The organism is Catalinimonas locisalis (genome assembly GCF_038039535.1).
Lineage (GTDB): Bacteria > Bacteroidota > Bacteroidia > Cytophagales > Cyclobacteriaceae > Catalinimonas.
In genome coordinates, this window is sequence record NZ_JBBPHP010000006.1 from 62,671 (window position 1) to 84,742 (window position 22,072).

The following is a 22,072-nucleotide window of genomic DNA, read 5'->3' on the forward strand; positions in this document are numbered from 1 at the left end:
TGATTAGATAATTAATATTGATTGATTTCTGAAGTGTACTTACCGTTAATGAATAAGGACTGATACTTCTCTCTGAGTAGTGATATTTCATCTGTTTTGTGCATCAGTTCGCAGGAGAGAATTTGAGCATGCAAGAAGTCTTCGTTTTCCTGATGATTTCTTGAATGTTTTTTCATATAGTAATATCCCACTTGGGCTAGCTCTGATAGCCTGAGGTGATGGATAAAATTCAATACCTTATTGTATTCCTCAGTATACTTTGGAGAGGGTAAATCAACATGAGAGGCAAGTACATGCTTTTCCTGTGCCTGATAGATTTGATACAGACATTTGCCTATCATACTATGTAAATAGGCTTGATTGGGATATTTTTGGAGCGCATTTAAGGTTAGATAAAGGCACCTTCCATACTGTTGGAACTTGTATTCACTTGAGATAATTTCTAATTCGCAGACAGCAAGCAGTTTGTCAAAATGTTCGTCTTCAGGGTTTTCCACTGAATACTCATTATCTGTATATATCTGTTTATTCTTTTCTTGTTGAAGCCAGTCAATTCTTTTCTGGCAATCTGGATGAGTTTTTAGTGAATCTTCATGTAAGTGATAAACGGAATTAGGAGTAGACCCAACGCCAAAACTCAAACTCTCTTCCAGTGCTAACCATTGATGATTAAATGGATATTCTGATGACTGAAAAACTTGTTCAAGTGATATTCCATTAACCGGGTTTTCTACATCAGTAGAATCCAGAATTTCTAAGGTTCTTATGGCCTGATTAAGATCGTATTTTGTATGATAAAAGTAGGATAATGCTAAGGAGTCTGCTGCCTTCTCATGTTTTCTACTGTGCCTTCTGCCTTTATATGCAATTTCTTTTAGCACCTCCGCAACCGCTGTTGTATTTCTGAATTTTCTCTTCTGAGCTTTCTTCAACTTCTTTTGAGTTTCCCGGGTATTCAAGGCTTTGATACTTTCCGCAATAGCGATATTTACATGATCTAAACTGTAATGGGCTAGTTCATGACAAAGTACAAAAGCTAGTTGGTCCGGATGCTCAAGCTTTCGTATCAAACCGATATTCAATAAAAGCGTCCCTTCTCCCAGACAACTGGCATTGGGCCAGGTGTATCTGCTGATTAGTAATCTGGGATTTAAGTTTTGTAAGTCAGGATTGGCTTGGATGATTTTATCAAAGATCTCATTGAAGTATGAGGTAAAATTGGCATCAGCAATAAAATGACCTTCATCAATCTGGTAGATCAAGTCATCATATCTCTGCTGATACACAGCAGCAATTTCTTCTTTATATGGACCCTGAAGTGAAGCAACATCATTGTTTAAGTTTTCAAATAAACTGTTTTTTAGTTCTGAGAAGTCACTGCTCTCAGTATCCAAAGGCTGATAGCTTTTCTGTGCTTGAGCGAAATGAGAATTGAAGGCCAGGACAATAAGTATAATATGCCCAAAGAGAAAGCTTAATTGTAACTTCATTTTTAAGTTTTTTAAAGTTCTTTAGGCTCTAAATGCTAATGATCATTTATCCTGAAAAGAGTGCTTCAAGGTAGGAGTTACCGGCCAACGATATAAGATTAGTTGAGTACTTTACTTACTGAAGTAAAGAATATAAATGCTTTAGTATGTACAAATACGTTGTATCAAAATCAAAATATAGTATGACTGGTGAAATATACTTATAGAGAAATGAGGGGAATTGCGTGGTTTGATTGCAATTTTAGAAAGGATAACCTTTAGATTTGCCGGGTGGAGTTGTGAGTGGGATTGTGCTTTTTTCACTCTTTTTCAATAGAGCATGGTTAATTTGTACAGTGATTAATATTTTTCATTGCACGGCATAAAAAAAAGGTAGCAAATCGCTACCTTTTTTATTAAAATTTATGAATAAAAGAGGATTACATCATTCCACCCATGCCACCCATTCCAGGGCCACCGGCAGGCATTCCACCACCTTTATCTTCTTCAGGCTCATCTGCAATCACACACTCGGTGGTCAACAACAGAGCAGCTATTGAAGCAGCATTTTCAAGCGCAAGGCGAGTTACCTTAGTAGGGTCAATAACACCTACGCTGAATAGGTTCTCATATTTGTCAGTACGGGCATTGTAACCGTAGTCATCTTTACCTTCACGTACTTTTTGTATTACTACTGAACCTTCCTGTCCTGCATTTTCAACGATTACACGAAGAGGAGCTTCAAGTGCAAGACGTACGATGTTTACACCAGTAGCTTGATCTTCATTTTCGGTGCTTACATTTTCTAAAGAAGAGATCGCACGAACCAGGGCAACTCCACCACCAGCTACAACACCTTCCTGAACAGCAGCGCGAGTAGCATGTAAAGCATCATCAACACGGTCTTTCTTCTCTTTCATTTCAACCTCAGTAGCAGCACCAATGTAAAGGATAGCTACACCACCAGAAAGCTTGGCAAGACGCTCTTGCAGCTTTTCACGATCGTAATCAGAAGTAGTATTTTCTATTTGCTGCTTGATCTGGTTGACGCGAGCCTGAATTTCATCCTGCTTACCAGCCCCATTGACAATGGTAGTGTTATCCTTGTTAATGTTGATCTTTTCAGCAGTTCCTAAGTAATCAAGTGTAGCATTTTCCAGTTTGTAACCTCTTTCTTCAGAAATTACAGTACCGCCAGTAAGGATAGCAATATCCTCAAGCATTGCTTTTCTTCTATCACCAAATCCTGGAGCTTTAACCGCTGCAATTTTTAGTGAACCTCTGATTTTGTTTACTACCAATGTAGCAAGTGCTTCACCGTCAACATCTTCAGAAATGATCAATAGAGGACGGCCAGTCTGAGCAACGCCTTCCAATACAGGGAGAAGTTCCTTCATCGCTGAGATCTTTTTGTCATAGATCAGGATGTAAGGGTTCTCAAGGTTAGCTTCCATTCTTTCTGTGTCAGTCACGAAATATGGAGAAAGGTAACCTCTGTCAAACTGCATACCTTCAACCAGCTTTACTTCGGTTTCGGTACCTTTAGCTTCTTCTACAGTGATTACACCATCTTTACCAACTTTATCCATTGCGTCAGAAATCATTTTACCGATTTCTTCATCGTTGTTGGCAGAGATAGAACCTACCTGAGCAATTTCATTTGAGCTGCTGATGGTTTTAGACTGCTTTTTAAGTTCAGCTACAACAGCTTCTACAGCTTTGTCTATACCACGCTTAAGATCCATCGGATTGGCTCCCGCAGCTACGTTTTTGATACCATGAGAGAAAAGTGCCTGAGCAAGTACGGTAGCAGTTGTAGTACCGTCACCAGCATCGTCAGCAGTTTTGGAAGCAACTTCCTTCACCAACTGAGCTCCCATGTTTTCAATAGCGTCTTTCAGTTCAATTTCTTTTGCAACTGAAACACCATCTTTTGTTACGGTTGGAGCACCGAATTTTTTATCAATAACAACATTACGACCTTTAGGTCCTAAAGTCACTTTTACAGCATTGGCCAGAGTATCTACTCCTTTTTTTATTCTGTCTCTAGCTTTGGTATTAAAAAATATTTCTTTAGCCATTTTCTTTGATTTTTAGGTTAGTGAATAAAAATTATAGAGTGCCAAAAATGTCAGACCCACGCATGATAAGGTATTCTTTACCATCAAAAGTGATCTCTGTTCCAGCATATTTACCATAGAGAACTTTATCGCCTACTTTGACAGTTAAAGGCTCATCTTTTTTGCCTGGTCCAACAGCTACGATTGTACCTTGCTGAGGTTTTTCTTTGGCAGTGTCAGGAATGATGATACCAGAAGCTGTTTTTTCTTCTGCTGCGGCAGGTTCTACCAGAACTCTGTCCTCATTAGGTTTGAATGATACTTGTGACATGTTGTTTAAAAATTAGTTTTTATTGTTCAAGAATTAAAGATAATCTGCATTGTGCCTATTGCATTTCTTATGCCAAGCTCAAAAAGTTCAATATTTGGCCGTTTTTAACGTCAATTTTTCAGTTTTGATAATTTAATGACAGAAGTAACGAATTTTGTCACTGACATTTTTTCACACTTGCTTTAAATGCTTCAAGTAATTAAATTTTAAAGATGTATAATATCCCATAAAAATTATATCTCTATGAAGTTAAACGAAGACTGGCTTACTAATGGACTAATTGATTTTGAGTACAAAAAATATCTCTTGCTGGCTTATCTAAAAGAGATTCAAAACCATTTTGAAGAAAAGAAACTTTATCCATTCCTTTCAGAATTAGTTTTTCACTATAACAATCTTCTTCGTTTAAAAGAAAACAAAAATCTTCTTTATGAAAATTTCCCTAAAAAGCTAAGTAAAGCTGACTTTGAAAAGCTAAAGCTTAGCTATCAGAGGATTATTCAGGATAGCGAGCTGATGAAGGTGATAGAAGAGATTGTCTACTTTGCAATTCCTAAACTGGAAGAAGGTTTGAACATAGGAGCAGATATTTATGAAGAGATAGCCAGACATATTGTCATTGAACCCGTTGGTATTGCGCCTCTTTTTAATGACGAAGGGTATTTGTTTATTTGTGAGTTTAACAAAAACTCAATTCACGTTTTTCGGTATCATATCACTACTTTCAAAGCATCCGAGGAGCAGTATAAGGGTATTCATACAGAGCTTTTAGATGTTAAGGAAAGAAATCTGGTAAATACTTTAGAGAAGATCAAAATAGAATTGATTCGTACAAATAAATCAATGCCCAATCCGGCAACTTTTGCAGCTATTGCTAAGCTCTATTGTCCTCTGGAAGAAACCCTATTACCAATTACCAAGCGAATGCTTATCAAGCAAATAGGACAGGCAGCATAAAAAAAGCCGGGACTAACCGGCTTCTATTTCATATTATCAAAGTTGATCTAAGGATTAACATCTTCTTCCGATAAATCTTCAAGGTCAAGTGTGGAGGTAGTATCTGCATTGTCATTACTACCGGGTACATCTGTATTCATATTAGGCAACACACTTCTATCTTGAGCACGGTCAATATTAGGACTGATACTACCATTTTCTGCAGTTTGGTTATCTATCAAAAAGCTAGAAGATAAGGTCAGTATTATTAATCCAATAGCCAACCCCCAAGTTAACTTTTCTAAGAGGTCTGTGGTGCGTTTTACGCCTATCATCTGGTTGGATGAACCCGCCCCTCCAAATTGAGAAGAAAGTCCGCCTCCTTTTGAGTTTTGTGATAAAACGACCAAAATGAGTAATACCGCTGCTACAATGGCAAGTGATATGATGAAAGTAAACATTTATTCAGCTTTTAAAGATTCTATTGTTTCCGCAAAATACGCTTTTTTCTGAGGATATTTCCAAATTAATTTCTGATAGATTTCAATTGCCTTATCTTTTTTCCCTTGCCTAGCGTAAATTTTTGCCAGATTCTCAGAAACAAGATTGTCACCTATTTCAGTACTCTGATGAGATAGATCCTCAACTTCTTCCACTTCATCAGATGAAGGTTTGATTTTTAAACTTAAGTTATCTTGAGAATTGATAAACTTATCAATTAGTTCATTTTGCAATTGCTGGTTATTTCCAAACTGAGTAGAAACAGATTCCTGGTTAGCTAATTCTTCAAGCACTATGGATGAGGGTGCATCAGATGAACTTGCATCAAGATCATGTAGGGAGTCAGAAGAATCAGCTATTTTTTTTTTTTCTTCGTCTTCGTCTTCAGAAAATTTATTCTTGCTCTCGCGTAATTTTCTTAGGTTTTCTTCCAGCTCATTATATACCTCATCAGATTGAATTACTTCATCTTCTTGGGCTGTCAAAGATGTATCAGAATCTACAGGTGGTTCGTAGCTTTCAGGTGTGCTAAAAGACTCACTACTTGAAATACTATGATGCTCATCAGCAGAAGAAACCCCTTCTTCAATATTTTCTTCACTAGAAGCTTGAGCATGATCAGCATTTCGGTCTATGTGAAGATCTTCATAAAAGAGAGCTTTCAGTAGGCTCCTATTAGGCGCATAGATAGCGGCTTTGCTCAAGGCATCATATGCATTAGGTGCTTGCTTATCGTGTAAGGCTTTAGCAAATAATGAACGAGCTAACTGAAAATATGGATAATTTTCTATGGTTTCCACAAGTTCAGCAACTTCACTGTCTGAGATTTCATTCGGATACGACATCAAATTAATTAATGTCTGCTTATTTAAACCCATAACTCAAATTTGTTAAACTAACAATTCTAAATGTTTAATCACCAGTTGGCCACAGATGCATTGAAGATATCAAAGATGATTTGATCAAAGATTTCATCAATAAGTTCATCTTCAACCGAGGAAGGATCTTGCTCAGCATTAAAATCAGCAAAGAAGGAAAAACTTCTATTGTCAAAGTTGAACTCATCATCCTGCGTATTAATATATGAAGCAGTGATTGTAATATTAAGTCTCATCAAACTCGCTACATCTGCCACTTCATCACTACCGGAGGATCGGGGAGCTACTGGTGTAAAGTCATATCTGGTAATGCTCCCTTCCAGCAGCAAATCACCATTATCGTCTACAAGGCTTAAATTAGTATTTTGTTGGTAATAATCTTTGATCTTTTCAGTGAAAACCTGACTCATGTTAGGAGGACCGCCTCCTGAGTCATCATAAAAGTTCTGAATTGAGATGGTTTGTATACCAGGCCCAAGGGAGGCGCCACTAAATGAATACACATTGCATCCATAAAAAAGAAAACCTAAAGCGATAAAAATTACTGAATTGATGATAAGGCTATTCAATTTCATACTGCTTAATTTTTCTGTAAAGCGTTCTTTCAGAAATACCAAGATCCTTTGCTGCATATTTTCTTTTCCTGTCATTCTTTTTTAAGGCTCTTATTATCATCTCTTTTTCTTTCTTTTCCAGCGATAGATCGTCGCTTTCCTCAGCCTCGTGAGTAATGTCTTCAATATTTGCTAACTCATAAGTATTATCATTCTCATTGCTCTTGTTAGGGTTAGCAATAAGGTAACGATGATTAGCTATTTCATTAGCTGTTTTGAAGGATTCTTCTGTCTCTTTTATCTCGTCTTCCACACCATTGAAGAAGTCCTGATGCTGTTCTAAAATATTAGAACCGTAATTTTCATTTTGTAGTACCTGATGCACCAGCTTTTTTAATTCATTCATATCATGGCGCATCTCAAACAAGATTTTGTAAAGAATATCTCTCTCAGAGAATTTTTCACTTTCTCCTGATTTTGCATAAAGTGCAGGCAAATTGCTTGTACTGGGAGGTAAGTAGCTTCTCAATTTTTCAGCATCAATCTCCCTGCTTTCAATTTCAAGGGTAGACATTCTCTCTACCAGATTTTTTAACTCTCTTATATTTCCAGGAAATCTATATTGTAGGAGTACTTCTTTGGCATCTTCCGTCAGGCTTATCGGCTTAGTGCGGTACTTTTCTGAATAATCCGCAGCAAACTTTCTAAACAACAAATCAACGTCATTACCTCTCTCTCTAAGAGGAGGGATATGGATAGGTACAGAACTGAGACGATAGTACAAGTCCTCCCGAAAAGTGCCTTTCTCCACTGCTTCCAGTAAATTTACATTGGTAGCGGCTACAACTCTAACATCGGATTTCAATACTTTTGATGAGCCTACTTTAATAAATTCACCATTTTCCAGCACTCTAAGGAGCCTTGCCTGGGTACCAATCGGCATTTCACCAATTTCATCCAAAAAGATAGTTCCTCCGTGGGTTACCTCAAAATAGCCTTTTCGTGAATCCATGGCTCCGGTAAAGGCACCCTTCTCATGACCAAATAATTCGGAGTCAATTGTTCCTTCCGGTATCGCTCCACAGTTAATGGCAATAAACTGACCATGTTTACGCGGGCTGCGATTATGTATAATCTTGGAAAATGACTCTTTACCACTACCGCTTTCACCGGTGATAAGCACAGACATATCTGTAGGGGCCACCTGTGCTGCAATTGCAACAGCATGATTTAGGCGGGAAGAGTTTCCAATGATGCCAAAGCGTTGTTTAATACTCTGAATTTCAGATTGATCCAACATAAAAATGCTTACTTGTTTAAAAAATATTCTTCTTCAGTTACCGCTTCTCCGATTAAAGTAGCCGCAGTACAATCTTTCACCCTGACATTAACGTAATCACCTTTCTTAAAGGACTCACGAGGAAACACAATCACCTTATTGGCAGAGTTTCTTCCCTGAAGATCAGCATCTGATTTCTTGGAAGTACCTTCTACCAGCACTTTGAAAACTTTTCCGATATCCCTTTGATTTCTCTCTAATGAAAGGTATTGCTGCTTTTCTATAATTTCTTTGAGTCTTCTTTTCTTTACTTCTAAAGGTATATCATCAGTAAATTTCTTGGCTGCCAATGTACCAGGACGCTCAGAATAGTAAAACATGTAGGAGAAATCATACTTTACATAATCCATCAGGCTCAATGTTTCCCGATGTTCCTCTTCAGTTTCTGTACAAAATCCGGCAATCATATCGGATGATATGCCACAATCATCTCCCAGAATAGTACGAATGGCATCCACTCTGTTGATGTACCACTTCCGAGTATAAGTACGATTCATAAGCTCTAAAACGCGGCTGTTTCCACTCTGAGCAGGTAAGTGAATATATTTGCAGATATTCTCATACTTTTTCATCGTATGAAGTACCTCATCGGTGATGTCTTTAGGGTGAGAAGTTGAAAAACGAACTCTCAAGTCATGATGCACCAAAGCTACCATTTCCAAAAGATTGGCAAAGTTGACAACCTCTGATACTTCAGACTTCTCAAGTCTAGCTTTATTATTTACTTCCGGCGACCATTTATAAGAATCAACATTTTGCCCAAGCAAAGTTACTTCGCGGTAGCCTTGCTCAAACAAAACTTTTGCTTCATTTACGATAGAATAAGGATCTCTACTTCTTTCCCGTCCTCTGGTAAAGGGTACCACACAAAAAGAGCACATGTTATCACATCCCCGCATGATGGAGATAAAAGCAGTCACACCGTTAGAATTTAATCTCACAGGGCTGATGTCAGCATAAGTCTCCTCTCTGGATAAGAAAGTATTTACAGAGCGTTCACCTTCATCTACCTGTCTGACAAGGTTAGGCAAGTCCCGATATGCATCCGGACCGGCAACCAAATCTACGATCTTCTCTTCTTCCAAGAGCTTACTTTTTAAGCGTTCGGCCATACAGCCAAGTACTCCTACCAGCAGTTCCGGCTTGGTTTTTTTAATTTTATTAAACTGGGTGAGACGTTTACGAACAGTTTGCTCAGCTTTATCCCTGATTGAGCAGGTGTTGAGCAGAATAACATCTGCACTTTCGTAGTCAGAAGTGGTATCAAAACCTTCTTTCTGCATAATAGAAGTAACTATTTCACTATCTGAGAAATTCATCTGACACCCATAGCTTTCTACATAAAGCTTTCTGTGCTTTCCTGTATTCTGATCTGGTGAAGTCTTAAACACTTCACAGTTTTCTTTAACCTCGTTTTCAGTGAGAATGTCTAAATCTTTAATTAGTTCTTGCATGCAGCTTTCTTCTGTTTTTGATAGGGCAAAGGTATATATTATTATTCAAAATATGTGACAAAATGGCAGTCATTTTAGTTCGTTTAAAATTGTCACAAATTTTTTAGAGAATAGGAGTGTTTTTTTCAAAAAAAAATGAGTTCTTACAAATCTTGAAAAATTACACTTTACTACTTTTTCAATAAATAATGATAATTATTGTAGCTTTTGGGTTAATTTTTTAGCATATTTGAGAAATTATAATGGGTTAAATACGTTTTATTTATAAAAACATAATTTTTGTTCGCTTAACTTACTTCAATTACTTATTCTACTATTATTAATTTGTTATTTTAATTAAAATATTAAAAGAATGACACAGAAAAATGCAATCATGAGAGTCTTTGTAACCTTGTTTATGGTCTCTGCTTTCTCAACAAGCTTTGTATATGCTCAAGACGAAGTTACTGATCAGCAACTTTATAAGTTTGCCATCGTAGAGGAAACAAAACAACTTTTCGCTGATGAACTTTCTGCGCAGATCACTGAATATGTAGAGGGTCAGGACCCTGCTATTAAAAATCGCTACAATGCACTTGCTGGTGGAGAAACTCCTGCAAATGATGCTGAAAAGCAATTCATAGGTCAAGTTCAGTCTATGGAATCAGATAGAAAAGAGGAGTTCACTGAAGCTTATAAGTCTTTGATAAAGAGAGTATTGGGTGCTCAGGATTATAGTGCAGTTAAGAAAGCAATAGCTTCTGATGCGAGAGTTAGAGCGAGATATTCTGAAATCGTTGAAGCTATTAGAGCTAGCAAAACTGATGCAAGTGCATCTGCCGGTGAATAGTATTAGATATTAAGCTAAAAAAAGGCTTGTCATTAATTTTGACAAGCCTTTTTTTATATCAGAAAATGAAAAAATTCAAACTTATCATTTAATACCTGATAGGCAATATGGTGTGCATCAAGCCTGCCAATCAATCCTTCATAATCTGCAGCTGACTGTAATTCAATACCTACCATAGCAGGACCTCTTTCTCTGTTGTTCTTTTTAGTATATTCAAAATGAGTAATATCGTCATTTGGTCCCAATACCTCTGCCACGAATTCTTTTAAGGCACCAGCACGCTGAGGAAAACGAATAATAAAATAATGCTTAAGACCATTATATAATAAGGCTCTTTCTTTGATTTCCTCCATTCGGGTAATATCATTGTTGCCTCCACTAACCACACAACATACGTTTTTACCCTTTATTTCCTCTTTGTAAAAGTCTAAAGCTGCCACTGACATAGCACCGGCTGGTTCTACTACAATAGCCTCCTCATCATAGAGTTTGAGAATTGTATCACATACTTTGCCTTCTGGGATTGTAGTAACATCATCCAGAACCTGTTGGCAAATTTCAAAATTCAGCTCACCAACTCTTTTGACTGCCGCACCATCAATAAATTTATCTATTTTATCCAGCGTAACCAACTCTCCTTTTTTTAGAGATTTAATCATAGCAGGAGCGCCTTCAGGTTCCAATCCTATTATTTTAGTATGAGGGCTGACTTGCTTAAAATAGCTTCCAAGGCCGGCAGAAAGGCCACCACCACCAATAGGTACGAAAACATAATCCAGAGGGACTTCAGTATCCAATAAAATCTCATAACCCACAGTACCCTGTCCTTCAATGATTTTTTCATCATCAAATGGAGGGATAAACTGTGCATTCTGTTCTTGGCAAAATGTCAAAGCTTTGGCATAGGCATCATCAAAAGTATCTCCAACAAGTTCAATCTGTATACTATCTCTACCAAACATCTTGACCTGCTTCACTTTTTGCTTAGGCGTTGGGTTAGGCATGAAGATAAACCCTTTAATCCCTAACTTATTACAAGCATAAGCTACTCCCTGTGCATGATTGCCTGCACTTGCGCAAACAACACCATTTGAAAGAGTTGAAGCATCTAGGCTGCTGATTTTATTGTATGCTCCGCGGAGTTTATAAGACCTTACTACCTGCAGATCTTCTCTTTTGAGATAAATATTTGCCTGATATTTTTCTGACAAATTGATGCTATGCATAAAAGGGGTATGATAAGCTACCCCTTTTATTCTTTGTGCTGCGTTGATGATATTTTCAACCGGTATTAGTTTCCTACCGGACTCAACTGTATCTTTCATAGAGTTTATTCTTTCGGACGAAGCTTTCTCACTTGAGCGCCAGCTTTCCACATTTCAGATTCTCTTAACTCATCCAGTTCTTTTTCCAGCTTAGGACGATAGTCTGATTTAGAGTTAGCTTCAATGGTTATTCTGGCTTCATTGCCACTGGCTACGCTGTCATAGAGGTCTTCAAATACGGGAGCTACGGCATCTCTGAATTTTTTCCACCAGTCTAAAGCCCCTCTTTGCGCTGTAGTTGAACAGTTAGCATACATCCAGTCCATACCATTTTCAGCGATCAGTGGATATAAGGACTCAGTAGCTTCTTCAACGGTTTCATTGAATGCTTCAGAAGGTGTGTGGCCTCTTTTTCTCAGCAAATCGTACTGTGCAGCGAAAAGTCCCTGGATAGCGCCCATCAGACTTCCTCTTTCACCGGTAAGGTCACTATATACTTCTTTTTGAAAGTTGGTTTCAAAAAGATATCCAGAACCTACACCGATTCCCAGCGCTATAACTTTTTCACGTGCTTTTCCAGAAGCATCCTGGTGAATGGCAAAGCTGGAGTTCAGACCCTTTCCTGCCAGGAATAGTCGTCTCAGACTAGTTCCTGAGCCTTTGGGGGCAACCAGGATAACGTCAACGTCCGCGGGAGGCTCAATACCTGTCTGATCTTTGTAAGTAACCCCAAAGCCATGAGAGAAATATAGCGTTTTACCAGGCTTCAGGTATGATTTTACTTTGGGCCAGAGAGCAATCTGTCCGGCATCAGAAAGCAAATATTGGAGGATAGTTCCTCTTTCACACGCTTCATCAAGTTCAAATAAAGTTTCACCGGGCACCCAACCGTCTGCAACAGCTTTGTCCCAGGTTTTTGAATCTTTTCTCTGCCCAACGATTACGTTGAAGCCATTATCTTTAAGGTTAAGAGCCTGGCCAGGTCCCTGGACACCATATCCAAGTACCGCGATGGTTTCGTTCTTGAGAACTTCTCTGGCTTTTTCCAGAGGAAACTCTTCTCTGGTTACCACTTCCTCTTCTACGCCACCGAAATTGATTTTTGCCATTTTTTAATTTGATTTTGGTTGTATTGAATGATTAAAATGAATGTTTTCCGTTGAGTTGAAGCTCATGAAATTCTTCGTCGGAGTACCACCCTTCCGGGTCCATGTTTTTCGCGTATTTGCTAAAACGATGCTGGTCTTTGACGATAGCAATCCTTCCCGACTTGCAGTATTCAACTACCCCATGAGGCTCCAAGAGATGAAGGGTAGTGGAAATGTCCTCTTCTTTTCCAGACTTCTCAATCACGATATAGTCATCTGAAGAGAAAGCAATTTTTGCCTGGTGCCGGTGGGCTATTTCCATGACTTTTTCTCTTTCTTCAAAAGAAGATGTTATTACCTTGAAGTAGGCAATCTGACCAAAGAAAACCTGATCATCTTCGTTCTCAAATACGACAAGTACTCCAATGATTTTTCTGATCTGTTGAATCAGTTTTCTGATTTTTGTTTCATCATAGTCAATCACAATGGTAAAACGAGAGATGCCTTTACGTTCAGTTTCTGAGACAGTCAGGCTCTCAATATTAATTCTTCTACGAGAGAATATGATGGTAATCCGGTTCAAGAGACCGAAATTATTCTCGGTAAATACGATGATTGTATAGCGCCTTTTCATAATATTTTAAATGCTTTTAATCAATGATTGATAGATTTCTTACTCAAGACGAATATCATCTACTCCCATACCAGATGGCATCATTGGGAATACATTAGCTTCTTTTTCTACAGAAATCTCCAGCAGGTAGGCTTCTTTAGAACTTAATAGTGTGTCTAGAGAGCTATCCAAATCATCAGCATGCTTACACTGATGCCCATTGATACCGAAACCTTTGGCAATGGTGATAAAATCAGGGTTAGATAGTTCTACAAATGAATAGCGAGTGTCAAAAAACAACTGTTGCCACTGTCTTACCATTCCCAGATAATTGTTATTGAGGACAATGATTTTGACTGGTAAACCGCTCTGAGCAATGGTGCCAAGTTCCTGAATGGTCATCTGGAAACAGCCATCGCCGATTACAGCTACTACTTCACGGTCAGGAGCACCCATTTTAGCACCAAAAGAAGCGGGGAGGGCATAGCCCATGGTTCCTAAACCCCCAGAGGTAAGCCAGCTGTCGGTTTTGCGAAATTTTGAGTAGCGGGCAGCAGACATCTGGTGCTGACCAACATCAGCTACTATTACTGCCTCTCCATTAGTTTTTTCAGAAAGCCTGCGGATTACCTCGCCCATCTTGATCTGGTCATCATGAGCGGAGAAGTCTTTTTCTATGACTTTGGTATACTCTTCATCGTAAAGCTTCTTAAATTCCTGATGCCAGCTTTCGTGCTTATTTTCATTAACCGCAGGAATTAATGCCTGCAAAGCTTCCTTGGCATCAGCGATCATAGCCACAGTGGGTGTCACATTCTTACCCATCTCCGCGTGATCAATATCTATGTGGATTACTTTAGCTTGTTTGGCATATGTATCCAGGTTACCGGTTACCCGGTCGTCAAAGCGCATACCCACCGCTATAATTACATCAGCTTTATTGGTAAGCTTGTTGGGTGCATAATTTCCGTGCATTCCCAGCATTCCTTTATAATTAGGATGATCTGAAGGGAAAGCAGAAAGGCCTAACAATGTACTGGCTACTGGTATATCTGTTTTTTCGATAAATTCTAATAATTCTTTCTCAGCTTTGGAAAGCAATACGCCATGACCAACAAAAAGTAATGGGCGCTTGGCCTGATTGAGAAGCTCAGCAGCCTTTGTAATGTCCTTTTCACGAGGCTTGCAGGCAGGTTTATAACCTTTGATTTGCTTACGCTTCTCGTATCTGAAAGGCTTAGACATTTCATCAAACTGGGCACATTTAGTAATGTCAATAAGCACTGGGCCTGGGCGACCAGACCTGGCGATATAGAATGCTTTGGCAAGTATGTATGGGATCTCATCCGCATCAGCAATCTGGTAACACCATTTGGTGATTGGCATAGCCAAACTCATTACATCAGTTTCCTGAAAAGCATCAGTTCCCAGAAATTTTTCAGCAACCTGTCCTGTGATACATACAATAGGTACAGAATCCAGCATGGCGTCAGCGATACCTGTAATCAGGTTGGTGGCTCCAGGTCCTGAGGTAGCAAAGCATACTCCCGGCTTACCGGCCATCTGTGCATATCCTTCAGCAGCATGGGTAGCACCCTGCTCGTGGCGAACCAGTATGTGATTCAGGGCATGACGATAATGGAAAAGCGCATCATAGATGGGCATAATAGCGCCACCCGGATAGCCGAAAATAGTATCCACTCCTTCCTCAATCAGTGAAAGGATGACGGCTTCAGACCCATTTACAATTTTATCGGTCTTTTCGTGTTTGGGCTTATTGCCCATAACAGCTAATTTTTGTGCATTTTCGGTGGCTATTGACATAGTTACTGGATTATAGATTCGTCAATAAATTTGAATTAAAATTGATCAGTCACACATCCTTCAGATGCTGACGAAACATTTTTCATGTATTTATATAAAATTCCGTTTTTTACTCGGGGCTCAGGTTTTTTCCATTCCTTTAGTCTTGAATGAAGTTCTTCGTCACTTAGTTCAACACTGAGTTGATTGTTGTTGGCATCAATGATGATTTTGTCCCCATCTTTAAGCAGGGCTATAGCTCCACCTTCGTAGGCTTCCGGTGTGATATGACCTACCACAAAACCGTGCGTGCCGCCTGAAAAGCGACCATCAGTGATCAGGGCAACACTTTTACCAAGACCAGCTCCCATGATAGCAGATGTAGGTTTTAGCATCTCTCTCATTCCGGGCCCGCCTTTTGGTCCCTCGTAGCGGATGACGACAACATCACCAGCTTTTACTTCATTGTTGGTAATGGATTTATTTGCGTCATCTTCACTATCAAACACTTTAGCAGCTCCTTCAAAGCGAAGGCCTTCTTTGCCAGTAATTTTGGCAACTGAGCCTTCAGGAGCCAAATTCCCGTAGAGCATCTGCAAGTGACCGCTTTCTTTGAGCGGGCTGGAAACCGGATAAATAACTTTTTGATCTTCTTTCAGCCCTTTCACTTCCAGCAAGTTTTCTTTGATAGTTTTGCCAGTGACGGTAAGACAATCTTCGTGAAGAAAGCCTTCCTCCAACAACATTTTCATGACTGCAGGTATTCCGCCTACATTGTGCAGGTCTTCCATGAGATACTTACCGCTAGGCTTAAGGTCAGCCAGGAAAGGCGTTTTATCACTCATTCGCTGAATATCATCCATATTGAGGCTAATTTCAGCAGCTTTGGCAATCGCAATGAGGTGAAGTACTGCGTTGGTTGAACCCCCCAAGGCCATTACCAGGGTTAGCGCATTTTCTAATGATGCTTTGGTAATAATATCTCGGGGCTTAATATCTTCTTTAAGCAAATTATAGATGGCCGGGCCGACTAGCTTTAACTCCTCTTTTTTGGCAGCACTGGTAGCTGGGTTAGATGAACTGTAAGGCAAACTCATACCCATGGCTTCTATTGCTGATGCGATAGTATTAGCCGTATACATACCCCCGCAGGCACCCGCAGTAGGGCAGGAGTGCTTGATAATTTCTTTGAAGTCTTCTGGAGTAATCTGATTGGTAATTTTTTTACCGTAAGCTTCAAAAGAAGATACAATATTGAGGTCTTCCCCTTTATAATGACCTGGGCTTATGGTTCCACCATATACAAGGATAGAAGGACGATTCAGCCTGGACAAAGCCATCATAGCACCCGGCATATTTTTATCACAGCCAACGATAGGCACCACGGCATCGTACCACTGGGCATTCACTACAGTTTCTATAGAATCAGCGATAATGTCACGGGAGGGTAGGGAGTAGGACATCCCTTTGGTACCCATAGACATCCCATCACTTACACCAATTGTATGAAAAATCAAACCTACAAGGTCGTTGGCCACTACAGATTCCTTCACATCTTTGGCGAAGCCATTGAGGTGCATGTTGCAGGTGTTTCCTTCATAACCCGTGCTGACAATCCCTACCTGCGCCTTTTCAAAGTCTTCATCTTTTAAGCCTACGCCATAGAGCATGGCTTGTGCAGCAGGTAATGACTCATCCTGAGTGATGGTCTGACTGTATTTGTTAAGTTTTTTTTCCATTGATAAGTAAGGCTGTGTGCTGTTTAATTTTTCGAATAAAAAAAGCCCTTCCCAGGAGTGAGAAGAGCTTACATATGATAATATAATTCTATTCTCACCCCGTCTTTTGAGTGACCACCACAATAATAAGGACGATAGAAAGAATAGAATTCACTGTCTTCATGATAAAACTCTGTATCAGTTATAAAAGTAAACATAAATAATCTTACTAATTGTTACAAACTTGTGAAGAGATTTTTATCATTTATTGAATAATCAATAATTAAGCATGTACTTTTTTAGACATGTACACCAGGGTTGCGATCTTATCGCCAACTTCTTCAGTACTATAATGCTTATCAGCATTGATATCTTCAGTGACATATCCTTCTTTCAAAGATTGATCTACTGCATTTTTGATTGCATTGCTTTCTTCTGTCATTCCAAAAGCATAGTTGAGCAACATGGCTGCAGAAAGTATTGCGCCTATAGGATTTGCTTTGGATAAACCGGCCACTTCAGGGTACGATCCATGGATAGGTTCAAATAGCTTTACTTTTTCTCCCATAGAAGCAGAAGGAAGCATGCCTAATGAACCGGTAATCACTGATGCAGCGTCGGTAAGGATATCGCCAAACATATTTTCAGTAAGCACTACATCAAAATACCCAGGATTCTGAATCAGTTTCATGGCAGCATTATCAATGTACATGTAATCTAACTTCACATCTGGATTGTCTTTGCAGCAATCACGAACCGTTTCACGCCACAGTCTGGAAGTTGCCAGTACATTGGCTTTATCTACCAGTGTAACGTGTTTCTTCCTCTTCTTCGCTGCTTCAAAGGCCAGCTTGCTTATCCTAAGGATTTCCTCTTTGGTATAGATGGAAGTGTCAAAAGCGGTATCTCCCTTTTCATTACGACCTCTGGGCTCTCCGAAGTAAATTCCACCGGTGAGTTCACGGAACACAACAAAGTCAACATCTTTTACAATATGCTCCTTCAAGGGAGATATATGGCTGATAGCTTCGTAACTTTTGACCGGACGTACATTGGAAAAAAGACCCAACTTTTTTCTCATAGCCAGCAAACCTTGTTCGGGTCTTACTTTAGCATTTGGATCATTATCATATTTAGGATGACCAATTGCCCCAAACAAGACAGCATCTGAATCTAGACAAAGCTCCTCTGTTTCTCTAGGAAAGGGATCCCCAGTTGCATCAATGGCTGCCGCACCTACCAACCCTTCCTGAAAAGTGAATTGGTGGTCGTAGGCTTTCGCAACCGCACGTAAAACCTTGAGTGCCTGCTTAGTTACTTCGGGACCAATTCCGTCGCCTGCTAGTACTGCTATTTTTTTCTGCATATTAGAATTAGATAAAGAATAATTAGTAAGTATTTTCTTGCTCGTAAGCCTCTATTTTTTCTTGTTGACTAAGTAGGTAATCTATATCATCGTAGCCTTGAGACAGACAGTATTTTTTATAATCGTTAATTTCAAAGGTTTCTTGCTTATCACTTCCTTCTATAGAAAGGGTTTGATCAGAAAGGTCAATCTTTAATTTCAGATCAGGATTTGCTTCATACATCTCAAATATGGATTGCAAGAAAGGATCAGTAACCTGAACTGGCAGAAGACCATTGTTCAAAGCATTGTTTTTGAAAATATCAGCGAAAAAGCTAGAGACTACCACTTTGAATCCATAATCGTATATTGCCCAGGCCGCATGCTCACGGCTTGAGCCACAGCCAAAGTTCTTTCCTGCCACCAATATCTTGCCAGACACCTCTGGATTATTAAGAATAAAGTCTTCTTTAGGCTTACCTTCATCATCATAGCGCCAGTCCCTGAAAAGATTATCGCCAAAACCTTCTCTGGTAGTAGCTTTAAGAAATCTGGCAGGTATAATCTGGTCAGTATCTATATTCCGAGTTGGAATTGGAACGATGGTAGATGTCAGTGTTGAAAATTTATCCATTAGGGTTATGTTCAGAAGTTCTTATTTAAATTTTAGTAGCTATAATCAGCCCAGTAGACCAATTCATTTTGGTTAAGTGGATATCATCTCGTTGCTCAAGATGAGCAATAAGCGATTCAACTTTTTCCTGATGTCCATCGGGCCAGTTGGCTTGAAAAAGCATATCATCAATCACATATAAGCCTCCCGTATTAAGCATATTTAGTGTCTTCTCAAGCTCGCTGTATTTTCCTGGCCAGGCATCGGCAAATACCAGGTCAAATCCTTCTCCACAATATTTGTTGATCCACTGGCTTCCATCCGTACAAATTAGCTGAACTCTTTGGTCATCTTTAAAAATCTCACTGGCAAAATTGATCAGGTCAGGATCATTATCAATAGAAATTACTTTGGAGGATTTGTCCATTCCTTCAACAATCCAGGAGAGTGACAAACCTGTACCGGTACCCAGCTCCAGGAAATTTCCCTGAGGTTTTGAGGCAACCAATGTTCTTAATATAGAGCCTACCTGACGATCGGAAGACATATTAAACCCAATGGATTTGGCTTTGTCTTCTATCAGGTCTAAAGCCGTAGGAATACCGGAGATCATGCTGTCATTCATTATGATACCAATTCTGGTTCTTCAAGCATTTCGCGTACGTCTGTGATGTAGCCTTTGAGCGCTGTAGCAGCAGCAGTCATCGGGCTGGCAAGGAAGGTCCTTGCCCCGGGACCCTGCCTTCCTTCAAAGTTTCTGTTGGATGTAGAAACACAGTATTCTCCTCTTGGTACTTTATCTTCGTTCATTCCTAAGCAGGCAGAGCAACCGGGCTGACGGAGTTCAAAACCTGCCGCTTCCAGAATTTTATCCAGACCTTCTTCACGGGCCTGTTTCTCAACTTGTCGGGAGCCGGGGATAATCATCGCATTCACATTAGAAGCTTTTTGTTTACCCTCCACCAACGAAGCTACCATGCGCAGGTCTTCAATACGGGCATTGGTACAGCTACCAATAAATACATAGTTTACAGCTTTGCCCAGGAGCTTTTCCTGTGGTGACAGCGCCATGTAATCCAATGATTTACTGAACGAAACCTGTTCGTCTTTTTCAATAGATTCTAAAGCAGGAACATTTTCCGTGATCTTGATGCCCATGCCCGGATTGGTGCCGTAGGTGATCATAGGTTCAATGTCTGATGCATCATAATGATATTCCAGGTCATATTCAGCATCGGGATCAGTAGGTAGTGTTTTCCAGTATTCAACCATTTTATCAAATTCTTCACCCAGAGGCGCGAATTTTCTGCCTTTTACGTAAGCAAAAGTAGTTTCATCAGGCGCAATCATTCCCCCTCGGGCACCCATCTCTATGCTCATATTGCAGATTGTCATGCGGGCTTCCATAGATAGGCTTCGTATGGTTGAACCAGTATACTCTACAAAGTAGCCGGTTCCACCACTGGCTGAAATCTTAGAAATGATGTAGAGAATGATATCCTTTGAAGTGACACCTTTGGCAAGAGTGCCATTAATCTCAATTTTCATCTTTTTGGGCTTGGCCTGAAGTACGCACTGCGTAGCCAAAACCTGCTCCACCTCACTGGTACCTATGCCAAACGCGATTGAACCAAAAGCACCATGCGTAGAAGTATGGCTGTCACCACAAACCATAGTCATGCCCGGCTGGGTAATGCCAAGCTCAGGACCAATTACGTGCACAATCCCTTGGTAAGGATGGCCAAGGCCGTACAATTCAATATCATGGTTAGCACAATTTTCTGTCAGTTTGTTGACCTGCGTACGAGAAAGTGCTTCTTTGATAGGCAGGTGCTGGTCTTTTGTAGGTACGTTATGGTCAGCAGTGGCAATAGTTTGTTTAGGACGAAAAACTTTGATTCCTCTCTTGTCCAATCCAGCAAAGGCCTGAGGACTGGTTACTTCATGAATGAAATGACGATCTATATAAAGTACGTCAGGGCCATTTTCAATACTGCTGACAACGTGTTTATCCCAAATTTTATCAAATAATGTTTTACCAGGCATAAGATTATGATTGCTGTTAATCCAGAAAGTAGTGTTAGTGAATAATGATTATGCTTATACTGACTTAGAAGAAAGTTCGTCAGCTAACTTTCGCAGGTCTTCATCCTGCACAATTTTGAGCTGGTCTGCCAGGTCCAGAAACTTTTCGTAGGCAACTTCTAGCTCATCTTTGGAGAGATCAACTCCAATGCTTTTAAGGTTGTGGTTGAGGGCGGCACGTCCGCTGCGGGCGGTAAGAATAATGGATGATTTGTCTACACCAACTTCTACAGGGTCAATAATTTCATAATTTTCGCGGTTTTTGATGACCCCATCCTGATGGATTCCGGAAGAGTGGGCAAATGCATTTTTACCTACCACCGCTTTATTTGCCTGCACCGGCATATTCATTAATTTGGATACCAGCTGACTGGTAGGATAAATCTGTCGGGTATTTATATTGGTAGTCAGGTTGATTTCAGGATGTTTCTTCATCACCATCACTACTTCTTCCAGCGATGTATTTCCTGCTCTTTCACCAATGCCGTTGATGGTACATTCTATCTGACGGGCACCATGTCTGACGGCAGAAATTGAGTTGGCTACCGCTAAGCCCAGATCATTATGGCAATGCGTAGAAAGTATAGCTTTGTCAATACCTGCCACATTTTCTTTGAGGTATTTAATCTTTTCACCGTACATATCTGGTAGGCAAAATCCAGTAGTGTCCGGAATATTCAGTACGGTAGCCCCTGCTTTGATCACAGCTTCTAGCACACGAGCCAAGTACTCTTGATCAGTTCTACCGGCATCTTCGGCATAGAACTCTACATCTTCCACATATTTTTTGGCATGTTTTACAGCAGCTACTGCTCTTTCCAACACTTTGTCTCTATCGGAGCGAAGCTTGGTATAAATATGTTGGTCGGAAGTTCCGATACCCGTATGGATACGTCCTCTTTTGGCAAACTCCAGGGCTTCCGCTGCCCGGTCTATGTCTTTTTCAACCGCTCTGGATAGTGCGGTAATCACCGGATTGGAAACCGCCTTGGAAATCTCAATGACTGATTTGAAGTCTCCAGGACTAGATATCGGAAAACCTGCTTCTATAACATCTACTCCCAACTGCTCTAGTGCTTTGGCAATGATTACTTTTTCCTCAGTATTCAATTGACAGCCGGGCACCTGTTCACCGTCTCTTAAAGTAGTATCAAAAATATAGACTTGGTCCGCCATAAAATTTAATTTTAT

Annotated in this window: 20 protein-coding genes; 2 read left to right on the plus strand and 18 right to left on the minus strand. The window is 39.8% G+C overall.

Annotated features, from left to right (window positions below; genetic code table 11):
* Nucleotides 1-11 precede the first annotated feature (11 nt).
* The 3 genes from WJR50_RS10205 to WJR50_RS10215 all read right to left on the minus strand — a co-directional run bounded on the left by WJR50_RS10205 (nucleotide 12) and on the right by WJR50_RS10215 (nucleotide 3,860).
* Nucleotides 12-1,490, minus strand: a complete 1,479-nt coding sequence (locus WJR50_RS10205; RefSeq protein WP_341293164.1) for a M48 family metalloprotease — start codon at nucleotides 1,488-1,490, stop codon at nucleotides 12-14.
* A 419-nt stretch (nucleotides 1,491-1,909) separates the two neighbouring features.
* Entirely contained in the window at nucleotides 1,910-3,550 is a 1,641-nt protein-coding gene (gene groL / locus WJR50_RS10210; RefSeq protein WP_341293165.1) for a chaperonin GroEL, read from the minus strand.
* Nucleotides 3,551-3,581: 31 nt separating this feature from the next.
* Entirely contained in the window at nucleotides 3,582-3,860 is a 279-nt protein-coding gene (locus WJR50_RS10215) for a co-chaperone GroES (protein WP_341293166.1), read from the minus strand.
* A 243-nt stretch (nucleotides 3,861-4,103) separates the two neighbouring features.
* On the opposite strand from WJR50_RS10215, the gene WJR50_RS10220 reads away from it, so the two are divergent.
* Nucleotides 4,104-4,817, plus strand: a complete 714-nt coding sequence (locus WJR50_RS10220) for a hypothetical protein (RefSeq protein ID WP_341293167.1) — start codon at nucleotides 4,104-4,106, stop codon at nucleotides 4,815-4,817.
* Nucleotides 4,818-4,864: 47 nt separating this feature from the next.
* On the opposite strand, the gene secG is transcribed toward WJR50_RS10220, so the two are convergent.
* The 5 genes from secG to miaB are packed head-to-tail and all read right to left on the minus strand — an operon-like array spanning nucleotide 4,865 to nucleotide 9,522.
* Complete coding sequence (secG, locus tag WJR50_RS10225) at nucleotides 4,865-5,257, minus strand: preprotein translocase subunit SecG (protein WP_341293168.1); 393 nt, start codon at nucleotides 5,255-5,257, stop codon at nucleotides 4,865-4,867.
* Nucleotides 5,258-6,175 (minus strand): tetratricopeptide repeat protein, encoded by a 918-nt coding sequence (locus tag WJR50_RS10230; RefSeq protein WP_341293169.1) that lies wholly within the window; start codon nucleotides 6,173-6,175, stop codon nucleotides 5,258-5,260.
* A 38-nt stretch (nucleotides 6,176-6,213) separates the two neighbouring features.
* Nucleotides 6,214-6,750, minus strand: coding sequence for an LPS assembly lipoprotein LptE (gene lptE, locus WJR50_RS10235; RefSeq protein ID WP_341293170.1), 537 nt, complete (start codon nucleotides 6,748-6,750; stop codon nucleotides 6,214-6,216).
* Nucleotides 6,737-8,029, minus strand: coding sequence for a sigma-54 interaction domain-containing protein (locus WJR50_RS10240; RefSeq protein ID WP_341293171.1), 1,293 nt, complete (start codon nucleotides 8,027-8,029; stop codon nucleotides 6,737-6,739). The genes lptE and WJR50_RS10240 overlap by 14 nt, the downstream gene beginning before the upstream one ends.
* An 8-nt stretch (nucleotides 8,030-8,037) precedes the next feature.
* Complete coding sequence (gene miaB, locus WJR50_RS10245; RefSeq protein ID WP_341293172.1) at nucleotides 8,038-9,522, minus strand: tRNA (N6-isopentenyl adenosine(37)-C2)-methylthiotransferase MiaB; 1,485 nt, start codon at nucleotides 9,520-9,522, stop codon at nucleotides 8,038-8,040.
* Nucleotides 9,523-9,874: 352 nt separating this feature from the next.
* Between miaB and WJR50_RS10250 the strand changes: the two genes are divergently transcribed.
* On the plus strand, nucleotides 9,875-10,351 hold the full coding sequence (locus tag WJR50_RS10250) for a hypothetical protein (protein ID WP_341293173.1): 477 nt from the start codon (nucleotides 9,875-9,877) through the stop codon (nucleotides 10,349-10,351).
* Nucleotides 10,352-10,404: 53 nt separating this feature from the next.
* On the opposite strand, the gene ilvA is transcribed toward WJR50_RS10250, so the two are convergent.
* From ilvA to WJR50_RS10300, 10 genes are all read right to left on the minus strand, one after another.
* Nucleotides 10,405-11,676, minus strand: a complete 1,272-nt coding sequence (gene ilvA, locus WJR50_RS10255; protein ID WP_341293174.1) for a threonine ammonia-lyase — start codon at nucleotides 11,674-11,676, stop codon at nucleotides 10,405-10,407.
* A 5-nt stretch (nucleotides 11,677-11,681) separates the two neighbouring features.
* On the minus strand, nucleotides 11,682-12,725 hold the full coding sequence (ilvC, locus tag WJR50_RS10260) for a ketol-acid reductoisomerase (RefSeq protein ID WP_341293175.1): 1,044 nt from the start codon (nucleotides 12,723-12,725) through the stop codon (nucleotides 11,682-11,684).
* A 31-nt stretch (nucleotides 12,726-12,756) separates the two neighbouring features.
* The gene (ilvN, locus tag WJR50_RS10265; protein ID WP_341293176.1) at nucleotides 12,757-13,338 is read right to left on the minus strand and encodes an acetolactate synthase small subunit; all 582 of its coding nucleotides are present in this window, start codon (nucleotides 13,336-13,338) and stop codon (nucleotides 12,757-12,759) included.
* A gap of 39 nt (nucleotides 13,339-13,377) precedes the next feature.
* Nucleotides 13,378-15,141, minus strand: coding sequence for a biosynthetic-type acetolactate synthase large subunit (gene ilvB, locus WJR50_RS10270; RefSeq protein ID WP_445223460.1), 1,764 nt, complete (start codon nucleotides 15,139-15,141; stop codon nucleotides 13,378-13,380).
* A 35-nt stretch (nucleotides 15,142-15,176) separates the two neighbouring features.
* Entirely contained in the window at nucleotides 15,177-16,859 is a 1,683-nt protein-coding gene (gene ilvD, locus WJR50_RS10275; RefSeq protein ID WP_341293177.1) for a dihydroxy-acid dehydratase, read from the minus strand.
* A 262-nt stretch (nucleotides 16,860-17,121) separates the two neighbouring features.
* Nucleotides 17,122-18,204, minus strand: coding sequence for a 3-isopropylmalate dehydrogenase (gene leuB / locus WJR50_RS10280; RefSeq protein ID WP_341293178.1), 1,083 nt, complete (start codon nucleotides 18,202-18,204; stop codon nucleotides 17,122-17,124).
* 22 nt (nucleotides 18,205-18,226) lie between these two features.
* A complete protein-coding gene (gene leuD / locus WJR50_RS10285; RefSeq protein WP_341293179.1) occupies nucleotides 18,227-18,817 on the minus strand; it encodes a 3-isopropylmalate dehydratase small subunit in 591 nt (196 codons plus the stop codon).
* A 25-nt stretch (nucleotides 18,818-18,842) separates the two neighbouring features.
* Nucleotides 18,843-19,421, minus strand: a complete 579-nt coding sequence (locus WJR50_RS10290) for an O-methyltransferase (protein ID WP_341293180.1) — start codon at nucleotides 19,419-19,421, stop codon at nucleotides 18,843-18,845.
* Entirely contained in the window at nucleotides 19,421-20,842 is a 1,422-nt protein-coding gene (gene leuC / locus WJR50_RS10295) for a 3-isopropylmalate dehydratase large subunit (RefSeq protein ID WP_341293181.1), read from the minus strand. The genes WJR50_RS10290 and leuC overlap by 1 nt, the downstream gene beginning before the upstream one ends.
* A gap of 54 nt (nucleotides 20,843-20,896) precedes the next feature.
* Complete coding sequence (locus WJR50_RS10300) at nucleotides 20,897-22,057, minus strand: 2-isopropylmalate synthase (protein ID WP_341293182.1); 1,161 nt, start codon at nucleotides 22,055-22,057, stop codon at nucleotides 20,897-20,899.
* Nucleotides 22,058-22,072: the final 15 nt, after the last annotated feature.